Origin of the sequence: Stutzerimonas stutzeri (genome assembly GCF_051028275.1) — a bacterium.
Lineage (GTDB): Bacteria > Pseudomonadota > Gammaproteobacteria > Pseudomonadales > Pseudomonadaceae > Stutzerimonas > Stutzerimonas stutzeri_AS.
The window spans coordinates 2,250,017-2,269,453 of the sequence record NZ_CP069269.1; the positions used below are offsets into that span (position 1 = coordinate 2,250,017).

Below are 19,437 nucleotides of genomic sequence, written 5' to 3' on the forward strand. Positions count from 1 at the left end.
CCTGCGGGTCGCTGACTTGCCCCGCGCCATTACTCCCGAACCGCTGGGCCAGGCACCAGCGCAGCGGCGCTTTTCATACCAGGCATCCATCACTGACAAATGCTGCAACATCATCGCGGCTGATATTTACATTCGCCTCGTTCGATTTCTGCCTGAGCGGGCCAGCCCCCACACTTCCGCCATCAAAAAAACGAGTTGCGGAGTCAAGCATGGATCGTTCACTCAAAGCCTTGCGTTACCCATTGGTTGCAGTTGCTGCAGCCCTTGTCGGCGCATGCGGGAAAACGCCGGAAGCCACCCAGGCGGCCATGCCGGCGCCCGCCGTCAGCGTTGCCGAGGTCATCGAACAGCAAGTCACCGAATGGGATGAGCTTACCGGACGCCTGGAGGCGCCCGAGTCGGTTGAAATTCGCCCTCGCGTGTCGGGCTTCATCGACAAGGTTGCGTTCGAGGAAGGCTCGGAGGTGAAGAAAGGGGACCTGCTTTTCCAGATCGACCCGCGCCCGTTCGAGGCCCAGGTCAAACGCTTGCAGGCCGAATTGCAACAGGCTCGCGCCACTGAGCGCCGCACAGCAAGCGAGGCCGAGCGCGGTGAACGCCTGCGCGCCAACAACGCCATTTCCGCCGAACTGGCTGATGCGCGAGCGAGCGCCGCCAGCGAAGCGAAATCGGCCGTCGCGGCCATCCAGGCGCAGCTCGATGCGGCCAAGCTGGACCTCGGCTTCACCCGCGTCACGGCGCCCATCGATGGTCGGGTTGGTCGCGCGTTGATCACCGCGGGCAACCTGGTAAATACTGGCGAAGCCTTGCTGACCACGGTGGTTTCGACCGACAAGGTCTATGCCTACTTCGAGGCGGACGAACGCACCTACCTCAAGTACCGCGAGCTTGCCCGCGACGGTGAGCGTGGCGAGGAAACACCCGTTTATCTCGGGCTGTCCAGCGAGGAAGGCCATCCACATCTGGGACACATGGACTTCATCGACAACCAGGTGGACCCGCGCACCGGCACCATTCGCGGTCGCGCCGTGTTCGATAACCGTGACGGGCGCTTCACGCCCGGTCTATATGCCCGCCTGAAGCTGGTCGGCAGCGCCACTTACGACGCAGTCCTAATCAAGGATGTCGCGGTCGGAACCGACCTGGGCAAGAAGTTCGTCCTGGTTCTTGGGAAGGACGACACAGTCAAGTATCGCTCCATTGAGCTCGGTCCGAAGCTGGAGGGCCTGCGCATCGTGCGTAGCGGTCTGAAAAATGGCGAGACCATTGTTGTGAACGGCCTGCAGCGCGTTCGGCCAGGTAACGCCGTACAGCCGCAGAATGTACCGATGGCAGATGCAGATACCCTCGCCGCGTTGAAAGAGCAGAGCCGCGCCGTTTCAGCCGCAATGAACCCTCAGCTGGTCGATCGCACCCTGGCGCGCGGGCCGAGCAGTTAAACGGCCCACGCGTCCAGCTGACCGGCGCCGAGGCGCCCCACAACACCGATTCCGTCAGGGTGCGTCATGCGCACCCTCTCCCCCGGAGTGCGTCATGAATTTCTCTCAGTTCTTCATCCTGCGGCCGATTTTTGCCGCGGTACTGTCACTGATCATCCTGATCGGTGGAGCCATCTCGCTGTTCCAACTGCCGATCAGCGAGTATCCCGAGGTCGTGCCGCCGACTGTCGTGGTCCGCGCCAGCTTCCCGGGTGCCAACCCGAAAGTGATCGGCGAAACCGTAGCCTCGCCACTCGAACAGGCCATCACCGGTGTCGAAGGCATGCTCTACATGTCGTCCCAGGCGACCGCAGACGGCATGCTGACGCTGACCATCACCTTTGCGCTGGGCACTGACCTGGACAATGCCCAGGTGCAGGTGCAAAACCGCGTCACACGTACCCAGCCGACGTTGCCGACCGAAGTCCAGCGCCTGGGCGTGACGGTGGACAAAGCCTCGCCCGACCTGACGATGGTGGTGCACCTGACCTCGCCGGACGAGCGCTACGACATGCTCTATCTGTCCAACTATGCAGCGCTCAACGTCAAGGACGAGCTGGCGCGACTGGACGGGATTGGCGACGTACAGCTGTTCGGCATGGGTAATTATTCTCTGCGCGTCTGGCTCGATCCGAACAAGGTCGCTTCACGCAACCTCACCGCGACCGACGTGGTCAATGCGATCCGCGAGCAGAATCGCCAGGTTGCAGCAGGTTCGCTGGGTGCGCCACCTGCACCGGGCGCGACGGACTTCCAGCTGTCGATCAACACCCAAGGCCGATTGGTCAGCGAGGAAGAATTCGAAAACATCATCATTCGCGCCGGCGAAGACGGCTCGATCACCCGCCTGCGGGATATTGCACGTATCGAACTGGGCTCCAGTCAGTACGCGCTGCGTTCCTTGCTCAATAACCAGCCTGCCGTCGCCATTCCGGTTTTCCAGCGTCCTGGCTCGAACGCGATTGAAATCTCCGACTCGGTACGTGCACGCATGGCCGAGCTGAAGAAAGATTTCCCGGAAGGTGTGGATTACGAGATCGTCTACGACCCAACCATCTTCGTGCGCGGCTCCATCGAGGCGGTGGTGCATACCCTGCTTGAAGCCATTGTGCTCGTGGTGCTGGTGGTGATTCTCTTCCTGCAGACCTGGCGTGCTTCGATCATCCCGCTGGCGGCCGTGCCGGTATCGCTGATCGGTACCTTCGCCGTCATGCATATGCTGGGTTTCTCGCTCAACGCGCTGTCACTGTTCGGCTTGGTGCTGGCAATCGGCATCGTGGTGGATGACGCCATCGTGGTGGTGGAAAACGTCGAGCGCAATATCGGCCTCGGAAAGTCGCCGGTCGAAGCCACCAAGCAGGCCATGAAGGAAGTGACCGGACCGATCATTGCGACGGCGCTTGTGCTCTGTGCCGTATTCATCCCGACCGCGTTCATTTCCGGCCTCACTGGGCAGTTCTATCAACAGTTCGCCCTGACCATCGCAATCTCGACGGTGATTTCGGCGTTCAACTCCCTGACGCTCTCACCAGCGCTGGCGGCCGCACTGCTGCGCAGCCACGATGCCCCAAAAGACGGCTTTTCGCGTCTGTTGGATAAGCTGTTTGGCGGCTGGCTCTTTGCACCGTTCAACCGGGTGTTCGAACGCGCCAGCCACGGCTACGTCGGCGCGGTAAAACGCATTCTGCGTGGCAGCGGCATCGCCCTGGTGATCTATCTGGGCCTGGTGGGACTGGGCTATATGGGCTTCGCCAGCACACCGACCGGCTTCGTGCCGCCGCAGGACAAGCAGTACCTGGTCGCCTTCGCGCAGCTGCCAGATGCCGCCACGCTGGATCGCACCGAGGATGTCATCAAGCGCATGTCGCAAATCGCTGCCGACCACCCCGGTGTCGAGAACACCGTGGCGTTCCCAGGCCTTTCCATCAATGGCTTCACCAACAGCCCGAACAGCGGGATCGTTTTCACCCCGCTCAAGCCCTTCGATGAGCGCAAGGACCCCTCACTGTCAGCCAACGCAATTGCTGCTGACCTGAACGGCAAGTTCGCCCAGATACAAGACGCCTTCATTGCGATCTTCCCGCCACCGCCGGTACAAGGGCTGGGCACCATTGGCGGTTTCCGTGTACAGGTGCAGGACCGTGGCAACCTCGGCTATGAGGAGCTGTACAAGCAGGTGCAGAACGTCATCGCCAAGAGCGCGGACTATCCCGAGCTTGCGGGGTTGTTCACCAGCTATCAGGTGAACGTGCCGCAGATCGATGCCGACATCGACCGGGAGAAAGCCAAGACCCACGGCGTAGCGATCGATCAGATCTTCGACACCATGCAGGTCTACCTTGGCTCGTTATATGCCAACGACTTCAACCGTTTTGGTCGCACCTATCAGGTCAATGTACAGGCCGAACAGAAGTTTCGCCTGACACCCGACCAGATCGGTCAGCTGAAGGTGCGCAACAACCGCGGCGAGATGGTGCCGCTCTCAACCTTCGTCAAGGTCAGTGACAGTTCCGGCCCGGATCGCGTGATGCACTACAACGGTTTCCTGACCGCTGAAATCAACGGCGCGGCGGCACCTGGCTACAGTTCCGGCCAGGCCGAAGCGGCTATGGAGCGGCTGCTGCAAGCCGAGCTACCGAACGGCATGAGCTTCGAATGGACCGAGCTGACCTATCAGCAGATCCTGGCTGGTAACACCGCGATGTTTGTGTTCCCGCTCTGCGTGCTGCTGGCCTTCTTGGTACTGGCGGCGCAGTACGAGAGCTGGAGCCTGCCGCTGGCGGTGATCCTGATCGTGCCGATGACGCTGCTGTCGGCCATCACCGGGGTAATCCTGTCTGGCGGCGACAACAACGTGTTTACCCAGATCGGCCTCATCGTGCTCGTCGGCCTGGCATGCAAGAACGCGATCCTTATCGTCGAGTTCGCCAAGGACAAACAGGAAGAAGGCATGGATCGGTTGTCCGCGGTACTTGAGGCCTGCCGCCTGCGGCTGCGTCCGATCTTGATGACCAGCTTCGCGTTCATCATGGGTGTGGTGCCGCTGGTGCTCTCCACCGGGGCCGGCGCTGAGATGCGGCACGCCATGGGCGTCGCGGTGTTCAGCGGCATGCTCGGTGTTACCTTTTTCGGGCTGTTGCTGACGCCCGTGTTCTATCTGGTGATTCGTGCCTATGTCGAACGGCGCGCTGAGAACAAAGCAGTACTTGAGGAGGCGCACGCATGAAGGCTGTCATATCTACCCCGCTACTGCTTACAGCCGCTCTTGCCCTGAGCGCCTGCGCAGTAGGGCCGGACTACCGCACGCCTGAGGTTGCTCCCGTAGAGATCGAACGTGCTGCGACGGCTGGCTTCGATCAGTCACGTTTCCAGGCGGCCTGGTGGCGTCAGTTCGACGATCCGACGCTCGACGCACTGGTGGGGCAAGCGCTGGCAGAAAACCGCGAACTGCGCATCGCATTCGCCCGGCTCCGCGCCGCTCGCTCGATTCGGGATGATGTGGCCAACGATCGCTTCCCGACCGTGACCGCTGGGGCCAGTGCCGAATACGGCGAGGCTCAGCAACCTGGCTTCGGCGAGGAGCGCAGCAGCATCGAGCGCTACGATCTGGGACTGGACATGGCCTGGGAGCTCGACCTGTTCGGCCGGGTTCAACGGCGCATCGAAGCGAGCGAAGCACAGAGCGAAGCCGCAGAAGCTGAGCTCTACCAGCTCCAGGTCAGCCTGATTGCCGAACTGGTCGATGCCTACGGCCAGCTGCGCGGCGCGCAATTGCGTGAACGCATCGCGAGGGAAAATCTCGAAAACCAGCGCAACTCACATCGGCTGACCGAGCAGTTACGCGACGCTGGCGTGGGTAGTGAGCTCGATGTGCTGCGCGCCGATGCGCGGCTGGCGGCGACCGAGGCCAGCTTGCCACAGTTGCAGGCGCAGCAGACTCGAGCAACCAATCGCATCGCGACCCTCCTAGGCCAGCGCGCCGATAGGCTCAGTGTCGATCTGGCCCCACGCGACTTGCCTGCTATTGCCAAGGCATTGCCAATTGGAGACCCCACCGAACTGTTGCGTCGGCGACCTGACATTCTGTCGGCTGAACGGCAGCTGGCTGCCGCCACTGCCAATGTGGGCGTAGCGACTGCCGATCTGTTTCCGCGTGTGAGCCTGAGTGGTTTTTTGGGCTTCATCGCAGGGCGTGGTTCGCAGATCGGTTCTAGCGCAGCCCAGGCCTGGGGCGTCGCGCCGAGTATCACCTGGGCGGCGTTCGACATGGGCAGCGTTCGCGCCAGATTGCGAGGTGCAAAAGCGGACGCAGAAGGGGCATTGGCCAGTTACGAGCAGCAAGTGCTGCTCGCATTGGAGGAATCCGAAAACGCATTCAGCGACTATTCACGAGCCCAGGAAAGACTACTGGCACTGCTGCGCCAGTCGGGCGCCAGTCGCGCAGCAGCGGAGCAAGCCGCGATCCGCTACCGAGAAGGTACGGTGGACTTTCTGGTACTCCTGGATGCCGAACGTGAACGGCTGGCAGCCGAAGATGCGCAGGCTCAGGCAGAAGTCGACGTCTATCGAGGCGTTGTGGGTCTCTACAAGGCACTCGGCGGCGGCTGGCAACTGACAAGCAGCTAGTCGGGGGTTGCTCTGCGCCGCTGACTTTGGGCGCAGAGCAGCCTCATCAGCCACCAAAATGTGACCTGCTCCAACTCTCGCTGCCTCAATTATGAATTCTGTGAGAAAGCCCTTTTTACGGTGCGGCTTATTTGGCATAAGGCTTCATTGAAGCTCAATCGCATCCGGCTCCGGATGTTATGCCAACCCACCAAAAACAAAGAGCCTTTTCATGGTCAAGCCGATCATCACCCTTGCCGGCCTGCTGCTGGCATTGACCGCGACCGCGGTCGAAGCTGAGCCGATCGTTATCAAGTTCTCGCATGTCGTCGCCGAGGATACCCCCAAAGGCCAGGGTGCCCTGCTGTTCAAGAAGCTGGCAGAAGAGCGTCTGCCCGGCCAGGTAACCGTCGAGGTGTACCCCAACTCCTCGCTGTACGGCGATGCAAATGAGCTTGATGCACTTGCCAAGAACGAGGTGCAGCTATTGGCACCCTCGCTGGCCAAGTTCGAGAAGTACACCAAGCAACTTCAAGTATTCGACCTACCCTTTCTTTTCGATGACCTCGAATCGGTCAACCGTTTTCAGAAGCGCGCCAAAGGTCGACAGCTGCTGCTTTCCATGGAAAAGCAAGGCATTACCGGGCTCGCCTACTGGCACAACGGCATGAAGCAGCTTTCGTCATCCAAGCCCCTGCGGATGCCGAACGATGCAAGCGGTCTCAGCTTCCGCATCCAACCGTCGGCCGTACTGGAATCACAGTTCGCTCAACTCGGAGCATCGACCAAGAAAATCGCCTTCTCCGACGTATTCGGTGCGCTGCAAAGCGGAACGGTCCAGGGCGCTGAAAACCCCTGGTCAAATATCTACAGCAAGAAGATGCACACCGTTCAGCCGTTCATCACCGAGTCGAATCATGGAGTTCTGGACTATATCCTGGTAAGTAACACCACGTTCTGGTTCTCCATTCCGCATCAGATTCGCACCGAGTTAGAAGGCATCATCGACGAGGTGACCTATGAGGTTAACCGCGCCGCAGACGAAGCCAATGCGGCAGACCGCGAACGCATCCGGAAGGCCGGCACGTCCGAGATCATCGAACTGACCCCGGAGCAACGCGCAGCCTGGCGTGAAGCCATGCGTCCGGTTTGGCAAGAGTTCGAACCGGTAATCGGCGCCGATATCATCAAGGCGGCGCAAACGGTCAATCGCAAGCAGCGCAACTGACTCGCATCACCAAAACCGCGGCAGCCAATGCCGCGGTTTATTCCTTCGCAAAGCCCAGTGACTTCCTTACTTCAGCTGCCGCTCAATGCGCAACGCTGGCTAACGGGCGCATGAGTGTGAACGGATCTCAGCGGTCAGGCGCCTCGAGGATGGGCTCGAAGTCCAGCTGCGACTCCTCCCAACCGCCGCCTAACGCTGCGATGAGCTGAACGCTAGCGGAAAGTTGATCGCCCAGAAGAGCCAGATAGGTACGCTCGTTGTTCAATGCGCTGGTCTGGACCGTGGCGACGTTCAAATAGTCAATCATGCCGGCGCGATACTGGTTCTCGATCAGTCGCAGTGACTCCTGCGCCGCCTCCAGCGCTTGCCGTTGGACCACCGCTTCGGCGGCGAGCACCCGCAGCTGCACCAGGTTGTCTTCGACCTCACGGAAACTGTCGAGCACGGTCTGGCGGTAGTTGGCGACTGTCTGGTCATAGTTGGCTTCGGCCGCTTCGAGATCGGCACGACGACCGCCGAAATCGAGCAACGTGACGGCCAGTTGCGGCCCCAACGACCAGAAGCGGTTCGGCAAGCTGATCAAGTCATTGAAGCTGGTGTTTCGATAGCCGCCAGTCGCAGACAAGGTCAGGTCCGGATACCACGCAGCTTCGGCTATGCCGATTTGCGCATTCGCTGCGATGACCTGTCGCTCTGCGGATGCCACGTCCGGGCGGCGCTCCAGCAGTTGGGAAGGCAGCGCCAACGGCACGACCGGTAGCGCCGGAATCCCCTCACGCTCAACGATGTCCAGTTCTGAGGGCGGTATACCAACCAGTACGGCGATGGCGTGTTCCAGTTGCGCACGCTGCCATTGCAGGTCGACAGCCTGGGCTTCGGTGCTTCTCAGTTGTGTCAGCGCCTGCGTTACATCGGACTTCGGCACGATGCCCGCCCGGTATTGGTTTTCCGTCAGGCGCAGCGAGCGAGCGAACGCTTCGACCGATTGATTCAATAGTCGCTGCTGCTCGTCGATTATCCGTAACCGCAGGTAGGTCTGGACGAGCTCGGACTGCAGACTCAGGCGTACCGCTGCGACGTCGGCCGCGCTGGCCTGCATGGTTGCCCGGCTGGCTTCCAGATTTCGTCGCAGACGGCCCCACAGGTCTAACTCCCAGGACGCATCGACGCCAACACTGTAACTCTCGCCGATTCCACTGGCGCTCCCGCTCTGTACCGATGATCCGGTCGAGCCGCCCTGCGCGGCGCGAGTCACGCCACTGCTACCGCCCACGACCGGGAAGAGCTGGGAACGAGCGCCTCTGACCAGAGCCCGCGCCTGACGATATTGTGCTTCGGCTGCGGCGAGGTTCTGGTTGGATACGTTCAAGCGCTCCACCAACGCATCCAAGGTCGCATCGCCGTACAGTCGCCACCAATCGCCGCGTTCCAGCACATCGGCCGGATTGGCGACCTTCCAGCCTTCTGCCTGCTTGAACTCGGCCGCGATTGGAAGATTCGGACGCTCATAGTCGGGCCCCAGCGTGCAGGCACCGAGAGACATCGCGGCGAACAAGGCAGCAAGCGGGCGTAAAGCATGTTTCAGAGACAACGGACTCATAACGGATTTTCCAGTGCAGCGTCGGTGCGCACACCGCGCCAGCTGTTGAAACGATGACGCGCGCGGTCCAGATACAGGTAGACCACGGGCGTGGTGTAGAGCGTCAGAATCTGGCTGAGTATCAAGCCACCGATAATGGTCAGGCCCAGCGGTTGACGCATTTCCGAGCCTTCCGCGCCGCCCATCAGCAGGGGCAATGCACCCAGGATGGCAGCCATGGTCGTCATCAGGATGGGGCGGAAGCGCAGCAGGCAAGCCCTGCGAATCGATTCAGCTGGCGACAGCTGGTCGTTGCGCTCGAACTGCAAGGCCAGATCAATCATCAGGATTGCGTTTTTCTTGACCACCCCGATCAGCAGGAACAGACCGAGCAGCGAGATCAGACTGAACTGTTCGCGCATCAGGATGATCGCCAGCAACGCCCCGACACCTGCCGACGGCAAGGTCGAAAGGATGGTCAGCGGGTGGATGTAACTCTCGTAGAGTATCCCCAGTACGATATAGACCAGCACCAAAGCGCCGAGGATCATGAACGGCTGACCTGCCTGGGTCGATTGGAACACGTCGCCAGTCCCTCCCAGACGCCCCTGTACCTCGCTTGGCATCCCAATTGCCGCAACCGCTCGCTCAATGGCCAAAGTTGCCTCTTCAAGGCTCACGCCGGGCGCCAGGTCAAAGTCGATGTTTTCCGCCGCGAATTGGCCGTCGTGGCTGACACGGTCTTCCTGGAGGCTGCGCTCGTAGCGGGCGAAGGCTGAAAGCGGGACCCGCCGACCGTCGCTGGTGATCACGTTGATCTGCTCCAGAACCTCCGGGCTCTGTGCATAGGCTGGATCGATCTCCATCACAACCTGATACTGGTTGAGCGACTCGTAAATGGTGGAGATCTGGCGCTGGCTAAACGCATTGTTAAGCAAAGTAGTGACGGTGCTCATGTCGATACCGAGCCGCTTGGCCGCGTCTCGATCGATCTTGAGGCTGATCTGTTGGGCGCCCTCGCCTTCGTTGGCGTCAATGCTGGTCAGCTCAGGCAGCTCCATCAGCGCCTGGGTAACGCGCGGTAGCCAGGTACGCAGGTGGCTCAGATCGCCAGCGAGCAGGTTGTAGGAATATGACGAACTGCTCTGACGACCGCCGCCGAACTGTAGGTCCTGATCAGCCATCAGGAACAGCCGCCCGCCTGGCACCTTCGGAAGATTGCTGCGGATGCGTTCGATGACTTTCTGCGCGGAAATATTGCGCTCATCCAGCGGCTTGAGCCGGACAATCATGAAGGCATTGTTGATGCCGCCCTGCCCTCCGATGAATCCAGCCACGCTCTCGACAGCCGGATCGGCAAGCACCGCCTTGCGGTAGGCATCCATCTTCGGCTGCATGACTTGGAACGAGAGGCCGTCGTCGCCGCGGATGAACCCGGTCAGCTGGCCGGTGTCCTGCTGTGGCAGGAAGGTCTTCGGCACCTGGATATAGAGCACGACATTTAGCGCGATGGTCGCAAGCAGCGTAAGCAGGGTGATACGACGGTGGCGCAGCGCCCAGCCGAGCGAGCGGTCGTAATGGCGCAGCAGCCACTTGTGCGCATCGTGGCTCCAGCGGTGCAGGCGACCGTCTTCTTCCGGCTGATGGGGTTTGAGCCAGCGCGCGCAGAGCATCGGTGTAAGCGTCAGCGAAACCAGCAACGAGACCATGATCGCTGCGGCCAGGGTGATGGAGAACTCGCGAAACAGCCGTTCGACAATTCCACCCATGAACAGGATCGAGACGAATACGACCATCAGTGACAGGTTCATGGACAGCAGCGTGAAACCCACCTCACGAGTACCGATGTAAGCGGCGCGCATGGGCGGCACACCATCATCAATATGCCGAGCGATGTTTTCCAGCACCACGATGGCATCGTCTACCACCAACCCTGCCGCGAGGATCAGGGCCATCAGTGACAGCACATTGAGCGAGAAGCCGAACAGGTACATCACGGCGAAGGTGCCGACCAGTGAAACCGGCACAGCCAGTGCCGGAATCAGCGCGCTGCGCAGCCGCCCGAGAAACAGGAACACCAGCAACACCACCAGCCCCACCGCGATCAGCAGCGTGCGCTCAGCCTCGTGCAGCGTGGCACGGATGACCGGTGAGCGATCCATGGCCACCGCTACATTGACGCTACCTGGCACGATGGCCTGCAGGGCGGGCAGCTCGTTACGAATGCCTTCAATGGTCTCGATGATGTTCGCACCGGCCTGCCGGTTGATGACCAGCAGCACAGCGTTTTCATTATTGAAGAAGCCATCGTTGTAGCGGTCCTGCACGCCGTCACTGACCTTCGCTACGTCTCTCAAACGCAGTACGGCCCCATCCTGTTGACGGATGATCAATGGCAGATAGTCGGCAGCTTCGTATAGCTGGTCGCTAGCCTGAACCTGCCAGTGCCGAGCATCATCCTCGACTATACCCTTTGGGCGCCGTACGTTCGCTGACGCGATGGTCTGGCGGACCTCGTCGAGGGATACCCCATACTGTTCGAGTTGTTTAGGCTGCAGTTGAACCCGGACCGCTGGCAGCGAACTGCCGCCAACCTGGACCTCGCCCACACCAGGTACTTGCGACAGTTTCTGCGCCAGGATGGTAGAGCCCACATCGTACAGCTGCCCTTTATCGAGCACATCGGACGTCAGCGACAGCACCATGATAGGCGCCTGCGCCGGGTTGACCTTGCGGTAGCTGGGCATACTGCGCATCCCGCTCGGCAGCAGATTGCGCGAAGCGTTGATCGCGGCCTGTACGTCCCGAGCTGCGCCATTGATATCCCGATCCAGGTCGAACTGAATGATGATCCGCGTCGAACCCTGACTGCTGCGACTGCTCATCTGGCTCACGCCGGCGATACTGCCAAGTGAGCGTTCGAGTGGCGTCGCCACGCTCGACGCCATGATTTCCGGGCTGGCACCGGGCAGGCTGGCCTGCACCGTGATTACGGGAAAGTCCATATTCGGCAGTGGTGACACCGGCAACAACCCGAAACTGACGCCACCCAGCAACAGAATCGCCAGGCTGAGCAGCATGGTCGCGACCGGACGTGCAATAAAAGGCGCGGAAAGATTCATGACTGCGAATCCCTCACTCGCTCCCGGCCATTGGCTGCAGGCGTCATGTATGCGCTTCCTGCACCGACAGATCCTTACGGCCGAAACGGTTACCCAGGCGATCGAAGAACAGGTAAATCACGGGCGTGGTGAACAATGTCAACAGTTGGCTGAGAAGCAAACCGCCCACCAGCACCAGCCCGAGTGGCTGCCGAAGCTCTGCTCCAGAGCCTGAAGCCAGCATCAACGGCACTGCACCGAACAAGGCCGCAAGGGTCGTCATCAGGATTGGCCTGAAGCGGAGCAAAGCAGCACGGTAGATCGCATCCTGCGGACTCATGCCTTGATTGCGCTCGGCCTCCAGCGCGAAGTCGATCATCATGATGGCGTTTTTCTTGACGATGCCGATCAGCAGAATGATGCCGATGATCGCAATCAGGCCCAGGTCGTTACCCGTCAGCAGCAACGCCAGCAAGGCACCGACAGCCGCCGAAGGCAGGGTCGATAGAATCGTGATCGGATGGATATAGCTCTCATAGAGCACGCCGAGCACGATGTACATGGTCACCACCGCAGCGAGAATCAGCAGCAACGTGCTCGACAACGACGCACGGAAGGCTTCGGCTGCGCCTTGGAATTGGCTCTGAATGCCCGCCGGCATGCCGATTTCGGCCTGGACACCCTCGATGACCTCTACCGCCTTGCCAAGCGAGACCCCATCCGCCAGGTTGAACGACAGCGTGACCGCCGGAAACTGGCCGATATGGTTGATCAACAACGGCGCGTTTCGCTGTTGCAGGGTCGCCAGGCTCGACAACCTCACCGGGGTGCCGCCTTCGCTTTGTACGAATAGCTGCTCCAGCGCCTGAGCGCCGAGACGGTTGGCCGCCTCTGCTTCAAGCACCACACGGTACTGGCTGGCTTGAGTGAATATGGTGGAGATCTGCCGCTGGCCAAATGCGTCATACAGCGCGTCGGTAATCGCCGAAATCTGAATTCCCAGGCGTGCCGCCGCATCTCTGTCGATGTCCAGGAAGATCTGAAGTCCATCGCTTTGCAGGTCGCTCGCCACGTCGGTCAACTCCGGTCGCTCACGCAGCGCCGCTACCAGCCGCGGCGTCCATTCCTTAAGCAACTCGCCGTCCGGCGACTCCAGGCTGAACTGAAACTGCGTGCGGCTGACGCGATCCTCGATTGACAGATCCTGCACCGGCTGCATGTACAGCTCGATGCCCGGCAGTTTTGCCAGCTCGGGCCGCAGGCGATCAATAACCTGGCTGGCGGTGACATCGCGCTCGCCATGAGGCTTGAGATTGATCAACATTCGACCGCTGTTAAGCGTTACGTTGTCACCGTCGACGCCGATATAGGACGACAGGCTGGCCACCGCTGGATCAGCCAGAATCACACGCGACAAGGACTGCTGGCGTTCGCTCATGGCCCGGAAGGAAATCGACTGCGGTGCTTCGCTGATGCCTTGAATGACACCCGTGTCCTGTACCGGGAAGAAGCCTTTGGGCACCGCGAGATACAACACCACCGTCAGACCCAACGTGCCTACTGCCACCAGCAACGTGAGAGTCTGATGGCCCAGCACCCAGGTCAGCCAGCGGGAATAACCGCCGATGAGCCGCTCGACCCAATCCGGCTTGGCCTTTTCCACCGCGGCGGGTTTGAGCAACTTCGCGCACATCATTGGGGTCAGGGTCAGCGAGACCACCAGTGAGATCAGGATCGCGACCGCCAGCGTAATGGCAAACTCGCGGAACAGACGACCCACTACGTCCTGCATGAACAACAGTGGGATCAGTACCGCAATCAGCGACAAGGTCAGCGAAATGAGCGTGAAACCGATCTGCCTTGCGCCTTTCAGTGCAGCCTGCAGCGGCGTCTCGCCCTCTTCCACATGGCGAGCGATGTTCTCGAGCATGACGATCGCGTCATCGACCACAAAGCCCGTGGCGATGGTCAGCGCCATCAGGGTCAGGTTATTGAGCGAGAACCCCGCCAGGTACATCACCGCAAAGGTGCCGACCAGCGAAAGCGGAACCGCGATCGACGGGATAACGGTGGCAGACAACTTCTTCAAGAAGATGAACGTAACCAGCACAACCAGAACGGTGGCGAGCATCAGCTCGTGCTGTACGTCCGTCACGGCCGCGCGGATTGTCTGGGTGCGGTCAGTCAGCACAACCACGTCGAGGCCTGCCGGCATGCTTGCGGTGACTTCGGGTAGCAGCGCCTTGATCCGCTCGACCACTTCAATCACGTTGGCGCCCGGCTGACGCTGGATGTTCAGGAGTACGGCCTGGCTCTGGTTGGCCCAGGCGGCAAGGCGTTCGTTCTCGGCGCCATCGACAATGTCAGCGACATCCTTGAGCCGAAGCGCAGCGCCATCGTTATAGGTCAGGATCAGTTCGGCGTATTCTTCGGGTGTCTTGAGCTGATCATTGGCGTCGAGCATCGAGACTCGTGTCGGGCCGTCAAAGTTACCCTTGGGCTGGTTGACGTTGGAACTGGTTACCAGTGAACGGACATCAGCGAGCGACAGCCCATAAGACGCCAGCGCCTCGGGATTCACCCGGATACGCACGGCGGGACGTTGCCCACCGGCAATGCTGACCATGCCGACACCGCTGATCTGCGCAAGCTTCTGCGCCATCCGCGTATCAACCAGATCGTGCAGCTCCGGCAGCGCAAGACTTTCTGACGTGATCGCCAGGGTCATGACCGGGGTGTCGGCCGGATTGACCTTGTTGTACACCGGTGGTGCGGGAAGATCGTTGGGAAGCAGATTGCTACCGGCGTTGATAGCAGCCTGGACCTCCTGCTCGGCAACGTCCAATTCGACGTCCAGCGAGAAGCGCAGGGTAATCACCGAGGCGCCACCGGAGCTGGTAGACGACATTTGCGTGAGGCCGGGCATCTGTCCGAACTGCCGCTCCAGCGGGGCGGTAACAGCGCTAGTCATGACCTCTGGGCTGGCGCCTGGATAGAGCGTCATCACGCGGATGGTCGGGTAATCGACCTGCGGTAACGCGGCCACGGGCAGCATGCGATAGGCAATCAGACCCGCTATCAAAATCGCGATCATGGTCAGCGTGGTCGCCACCGGTCGCAGGATGAACAGCCGCGAGATGTTCATCGTGCCGGGCGCTCAGATCCGGCGGCTTGCTCGGAACGCTGCTGCGTCTCGACCGTTGGGCGCTCGGCAGCTTGTTCCGCCAGTTGCTTGCGGTCCACTACCTCGACCTGGGCACCGTCACGCAGTCGGTCGGTGCCCTCCATCACGATTCGCTCCCCGGCCTTGAGGCCTTTGGCGATGACAGTCGATTCACCGTTGCTAGGCCCAACCTCGAGCGTGCGCAGCTCGACCTTGGAATCGTCACCGACCACGTAAGCAAAGTTGCCTTTCGAGCCGAACTGCAGCGCCGCTGCCGGGATCAGCACCGCGTCTTCCAGCGTTTCTACACGCAAGCGAACGTTGACGAACTGGTTGGGCAACAGCAGCTCTTGCTCGTTATCGAACCGCGCCTTGAGTTTGAGGGTGCCGGTGGTGGCGTCAATCTGATTATCGAGGCTCTGCAGTACGCCTTCACCCAACAGCATCCGCTCACCCCGGTCCCAGGCTTGAACCGCCAGCTGGTCGCCATTACGGAACCGCGAGAGGACCGGCGGCAACTCACCTTCGGGCAAGGTGAAACTGATCGCCATCGGCTGGGTTTGCGTAATGACCACCAGCGGTGTGGTGTCGTTGGCTGCGACCAGATTGCCTTTGTCGAGCTGGCGTAAGCCTGCCCGACCATCAATTGGGGCGCGTATCTGGGTGAACTGCAGGTTCAGTTTGGCTTCTTTAACGGCCGCCTGATTGGCCGCCAGGGTGCCTTTGTATTGGTTGACCAGTGCCTGCTGCGTATCGAGTGTCTGCTTGGCAATGCTGTCATCGGCGAACAATCCCCGATAACGTTCCAGATCAACCTGAGCGTTCTGCAACAACGCGCGATTCTGTTGCAGCGTCCCTTCGGCCTGCTGCAAGGCGACTTCGTAAGGACGCGGATCGATCACCGCTAGCAGGTCACCCGCCTTGACCCGCTGCCCTTCTTCAAAATGAACGTCGACCAGCTCCCCCGCGACCCGGCTGCGCACGTTCACGGTATTGAGCGGCGTAACGGTACCGAGCGCCTTGCTATACACCTCGAACTGCCCTTGCTCGACCGTTGCGACACGCACAGGTGTCGGCCCGCTGAACGCACCGAATCCGGGACGACCACCGCCCGGCTTTTGTGCTTTCGACGTTTCGGCTGCAGTTGGCCACAACCACCAGAGCAGCAGTGCAATCGCGATAATCACCACACCGACCAACAGCCAGCGCCGTACGGAACCGCCAGAAGAAGAGTTTGCTTCGGACATGAACTGTGTTCGCCTGAAAAAGAGCGTGAACCATAAGCAGTCACGCTGCGCTCGCAAAGCGGATTTACGGCATTTTTACGTATCCACGCGTGTCGCCGCCGATTACGGATCGTTGATCTCACGATTCGCCAGCAGGAACCATGCTAAAGCCTTTCAGTCTATGTAACGTTCGCCGTGCTACGGGCGAATGAATTTTACGGACTGTTCCGGGCGATCGACTCCACACCGATGCGCGACGCCGCTTCATTCAGGCCAGCTTTACCGCGCCTGTACAGGATCATGGAATGAATGCATCACTGGTCATCCTGGCGTTGACTGTCGCCAGCTTCCTGCTCGGTTTCCTGCGCGACTTGTTCATCGCCAACGCATTCGGCCTCAGCTGGGAAGCAGACCTCATCTTCGTCGCACTGATCCTGCCGATGTTCTTCGAGAACTTCCTTGGCCTTGCGTTGCGCGACGCCATGATTCCGTATCTGCAGAGATTGCGTAGCCAGTCGGAAGCACTTTTCGAAACGGTCAGCCGCTGGCTTTACTGGCGTGTCATGCTGGCAGGCACGGCGGTCAGCGCCATTGCTATCGTCGGCAGCTACTGGTTCCTGCATGTGCTTGCGCCGGGCTGGACCGATGCGCAGGTCAACGCCGGTCAGATCGTTTTCTGCTTTGGCGCGGCACTGGTCGCTGTGCAGGCCGTTCTGTATTGCCAGGGGGCGCTGCTCAACATGGATGAGGTATTCATCCTGCCGATGACCCGCACCGTATTGCTCAACGCAGGGGCCATCGTCGGGATCCTGCTGTTTCAACCCACCGGCATGGTCATTTTTATCGGCATGCTGCTTCCCCAGCTTGCGCTGATATTGGTTCAACACCGGCGCCTCGCCTATCTGCGGGGCGAGGCTCATCAGGTCGATACCGACGAGCACAGTGGCGGGTTCGGTCTGGCGTTCGCTCCGGTACTGCTCGCTGCGGGCGCTCAGCAAGGCTGCATCCTGGCCGAACGGATTTTTGCTTCCTATCTCGATGAAGGCAGCATTACCATGCTGTCGTTTGCGTTCCGCATCGTGACCATTCCGCTCACCCTGTACGCCATGTCAGTGCTCTCGGTGTTGTTCCCCCGTTTCGTATCGAGTTGGACTCAGAACGATCTCGGCGGCCATGCCACCGTGGTTCGCAAAGGCCTGCTGGCAACCCTGCTATTCCTGGTTCCGGCCACCGTAGTGCTTTGTTCGTTTCCGGAAACCGTGGTCTCGGTGTTGCTGGAACGCGGTCAGTTCGGCGCAGCGCAGACCGACGCCACAGCATCGCTGGTCGTCCTGTACGCCCTCGGCCTTCCTGCAATGGGGCTGGCTCTGCTGTGGGGACGGGCCCTCCTCGCCCAGCACCAGGCGCGGCTGTTTCTCGTCATCACGTTGATCAGTTCGGCTATGACCGTCAGTCTCGACGCGTTGCTGTATCGAACCTATGGCGCAGACGGGCTGGCATTCGCATTCTCGAGCGGCGCAACGTTGCAGGCCGTGTTCATGGGGCTGTACGTCTATCGTGCCTCGCCCGCAGGCCTGGCCCCTGCCGTTCTTCTACGCTGGGTTGCCACCGCCGCGGCAATCGCGATAGCCCTACAGTGGCTACCTGCACCCCATGGCTTGCTCCAGCTGTGCCTGTATATCGCCCTTGTGCTTTGCGCCTTTGCGGTGGGCGTAGTGGTGCTCGGTGAACGGGATCTGTTCAAGCCGGCCTATTGGTCCATGAACAAGACCTGACAAACCGAGCGGCCAAAGCCGGGATTCATCACACCCTTTTGGGCTGAGCGAGTCGAGACAAGCTCCCCTATGCAGCAGAAACCGCCTCGGATTGGTCCGATCATTAACCACAGGCCCAGTTGTGCCGAATTTCCAGGGGAACTGAGATGCAACTCCTTGATCTGCAGGTTATTGATCAAGCGCTTGAATGGGTAACGGAGGGGCATGAAGTATGGTTCTGTACCGTGCTGTCTACGTACGGCTCGGCACCCCGCGCGCCTGGAGCACTCCTCGTCGCCCGCGCCGAAGGCCAACACAAAGGCTCGCTGTCCGGCGGCTGCGTCGAGGAAGAGTTTCTTGCCAGCCTCGCGCAGGGCGAACTGCGAGCGCCAGCGCAGATCATTCGCTACGGTGAGACGGACGACGAGCGACGTCGTCTGCAACTGCCCTGTGGCGGCATTCTGCAGGTCTTGGTTGAGCACCATACGCCGAGCGAGGCCTGGCGAACCCATCTCCTGACGTTGCAGGCGGCCCTCCAAGGCCAACGCCGTCTGTTGCGGCGTGTCGATCTCACCAGTGGCGCCGCTGAACTGTTGCCAGATCAGGGGGGCGAACAGACCAGCATCACGGGTGAGCACGCCAACATCCGCATCGGCCCTGCTCTGCGCCTCGTGCTGGCCGGTGTGTCACCGGTAGCGCAGGCGTGTGCCAGTTTTGCCCGTGCGCTTGGCTGGGAAGTCATCGCCTGCGATCCGCGAGATGAAATGCAGGGCATGCTCATCGAGGGGGTGGAAGTACAGCCGGTACTGCCATCCGTGTTCATCGCTTCGGGAGCGTGCCACGAGGCCACCGCCGTGGTCGCACTGACGCATGATCCCCGTATCGACGACCTTGCACTGATGGAAGCGGTCAGAACGCCGGCGTTTTACATCGGCGCCATGGGCTCGCAACAAACTTCATCCAAGCGGGCCGAACGCCTGCAACGCGTCGGGGGGCTGACTGTGGAGCAGATCGAGCGTATCGAGATGCCCATCGGACTGAATATCGGCAGCAAGACGCCCGCCGAAATAGCCCTCTCGGTAGCGGCCGACGTGCTGAGGGTATATCGAGGCAAAGCACGATGTTCGCTTTGAATCACGTGCGAACGCATAAAGATTGAGTCGCTACCGTCAGATCAGAACATTCTGGCTGTGCGCGTAGCGCTAACGAGCGAGCACTGCTGGTCATGTCTGCAAGGGTGTGGTCCCGGGTAGCTATGGCGTCAGCCACCGAACCATCGCGCGCCAAAGCGGCCAGGCCAGGT

General features: G+C 60.6%; 10 protein-coding genes. 6 read left to right on the forward strand and 4 right to left on the reverse strand.

The features are described from left to right. The first annotated feature begins 209 nt into the window (after positions 1-209). The 4 genes from mexE (at position 210) to JQR87_RS10350 (ending at position 7,311) form a co-directional block, all read left to right on the forward strand. Positions 210-1,439, forward strand: a complete 1,230-nt coding sequence (gene mexE / locus JQR87_RS10335) for a multidrug efflux RND transporter periplasmic adaptor subunit MexE (protein WP_407297462.1) — start codon at positions 210-212, stop codon at positions 1,437-1,439. Positions 1,440-1,533: 94 nt separating this feature from the next. Beyond that, complete coding sequence (locus tag JQR87_RS10340; RefSeq protein WP_407297460.1) at positions 1,534-4,704, forward strand: efflux RND transporter permease subunit; 3,171 nt, start codon at positions 1,534-1,536, stop codon at positions 4,702-4,704. Further along, complete coding sequence (locus JQR87_RS10345; RefSeq protein WP_407297458.1) at positions 4,701-6,104, forward strand: efflux transporter outer membrane subunit; 1,404 nt, start codon at positions 4,701-4,703, stop codon at positions 6,102-6,104. Before JQR87_RS10340 ends, JQR87_RS10345 begins: the two co-directional genes overlap by 4 nt. Positions 6,105-6,315: 211 nt before the next feature. Then, the gene (locus JQR87_RS10350) at positions 6,316-7,311 is read left to right on the forward strand and encodes a TRAP transporter substrate-binding protein (protein WP_407297456.1); all 996 of its coding nucleotides are present in this window, start codon (positions 6,316-6,318) and stop codon (positions 7,309-7,311) included. Positions 7,312-7,438: 127 nt separating this feature from the next. Here the strand turns inward: JQR87_RS10350 and JQR87_RS10355 are convergent, their stop codons facing one another. The 4 genes from JQR87_RS10355 to JQR87_RS10370 are packed head-to-tail and all read right to left on the reverse strand — an operon-like array spanning position 7,439 to position 16,401. Continuing rightward, positions 7,439-8,911 (reverse strand): efflux transporter outer membrane subunit, encoded by a 1,473-nt coding sequence (locus JQR87_RS10355; RefSeq protein WP_407297454.1) that lies wholly within the window; start codon positions 8,909-8,911, stop codon positions 7,439-7,441. Then, the gene (locus tag JQR87_RS10360) at positions 8,908-12,012 is read right to left on the reverse strand and encodes an efflux RND transporter permease subunit (RefSeq protein WP_407297452.1); all 3,105 of its coding nucleotides are present in this window, start codon (positions 12,010-12,012) and stop codon (positions 8,908-8,910) included. Before JQR87_RS10360 ends, JQR87_RS10355 begins: the two co-directional genes overlap by 4 nt. 43 nt (positions 12,013-12,055) lie before the next feature. Next, positions 12,056-15,136: an MdtB/MuxB family multidrug efflux RND transporter permease subunit gene (locus JQR87_RS10365; protein ID WP_407297450.1), complete on the reverse strand. Its 3,081-nt coding sequence runs from the start codon at positions 15,134-15,136 to the stop codon at positions 12,056-12,058. After that, positions 15,133-16,401 carry an MdtA/MuxA family multidrug efflux RND transporter periplasmic adaptor subunit gene (locus JQR87_RS10370; protein WP_407297448.1) on the reverse strand — a complete coding sequence of 423 codons (1,269 nt, stop codon included), beginning with the start codon at positions 16,399-16,401 and terminating at the stop codon, positions 15,133-15,135. The genes JQR87_RS10365 and JQR87_RS10370 overlap by 4 nt, the downstream gene beginning before the upstream one ends. Positions 16,402-16,685: 284 nt before the next feature. On the opposite strand from JQR87_RS10370, the gene JQR87_RS10375 reads away from it, so the two are divergent. Together JQR87_RS10375 and JQR87_RS10380 are read left to right on the forward strand one after the other, a co-directional pair. Continuing rightward, positions 16,686-18,155 carry a lipid II flippase MurJ gene (locus JQR87_RS10375; RefSeq protein ID WP_407297446.1) on the forward strand — a complete coding sequence of 490 codons (1,470 nt, stop codon included), beginning with the start codon at positions 16,686-16,688 and terminating at the stop codon, positions 18,153-18,155. Positions 18,156-18,301: 146 nt separating this feature from the next. Further along, positions 18,302-19,267, forward strand: coding sequence for an XdhC family protein (locus tag JQR87_RS10380; protein WP_407297444.1), 966 nt, complete (start codon positions 18,302-18,304; stop codon positions 19,265-19,267). Positions 19,268-19,437: the final 170 nt, after the last annotated feature.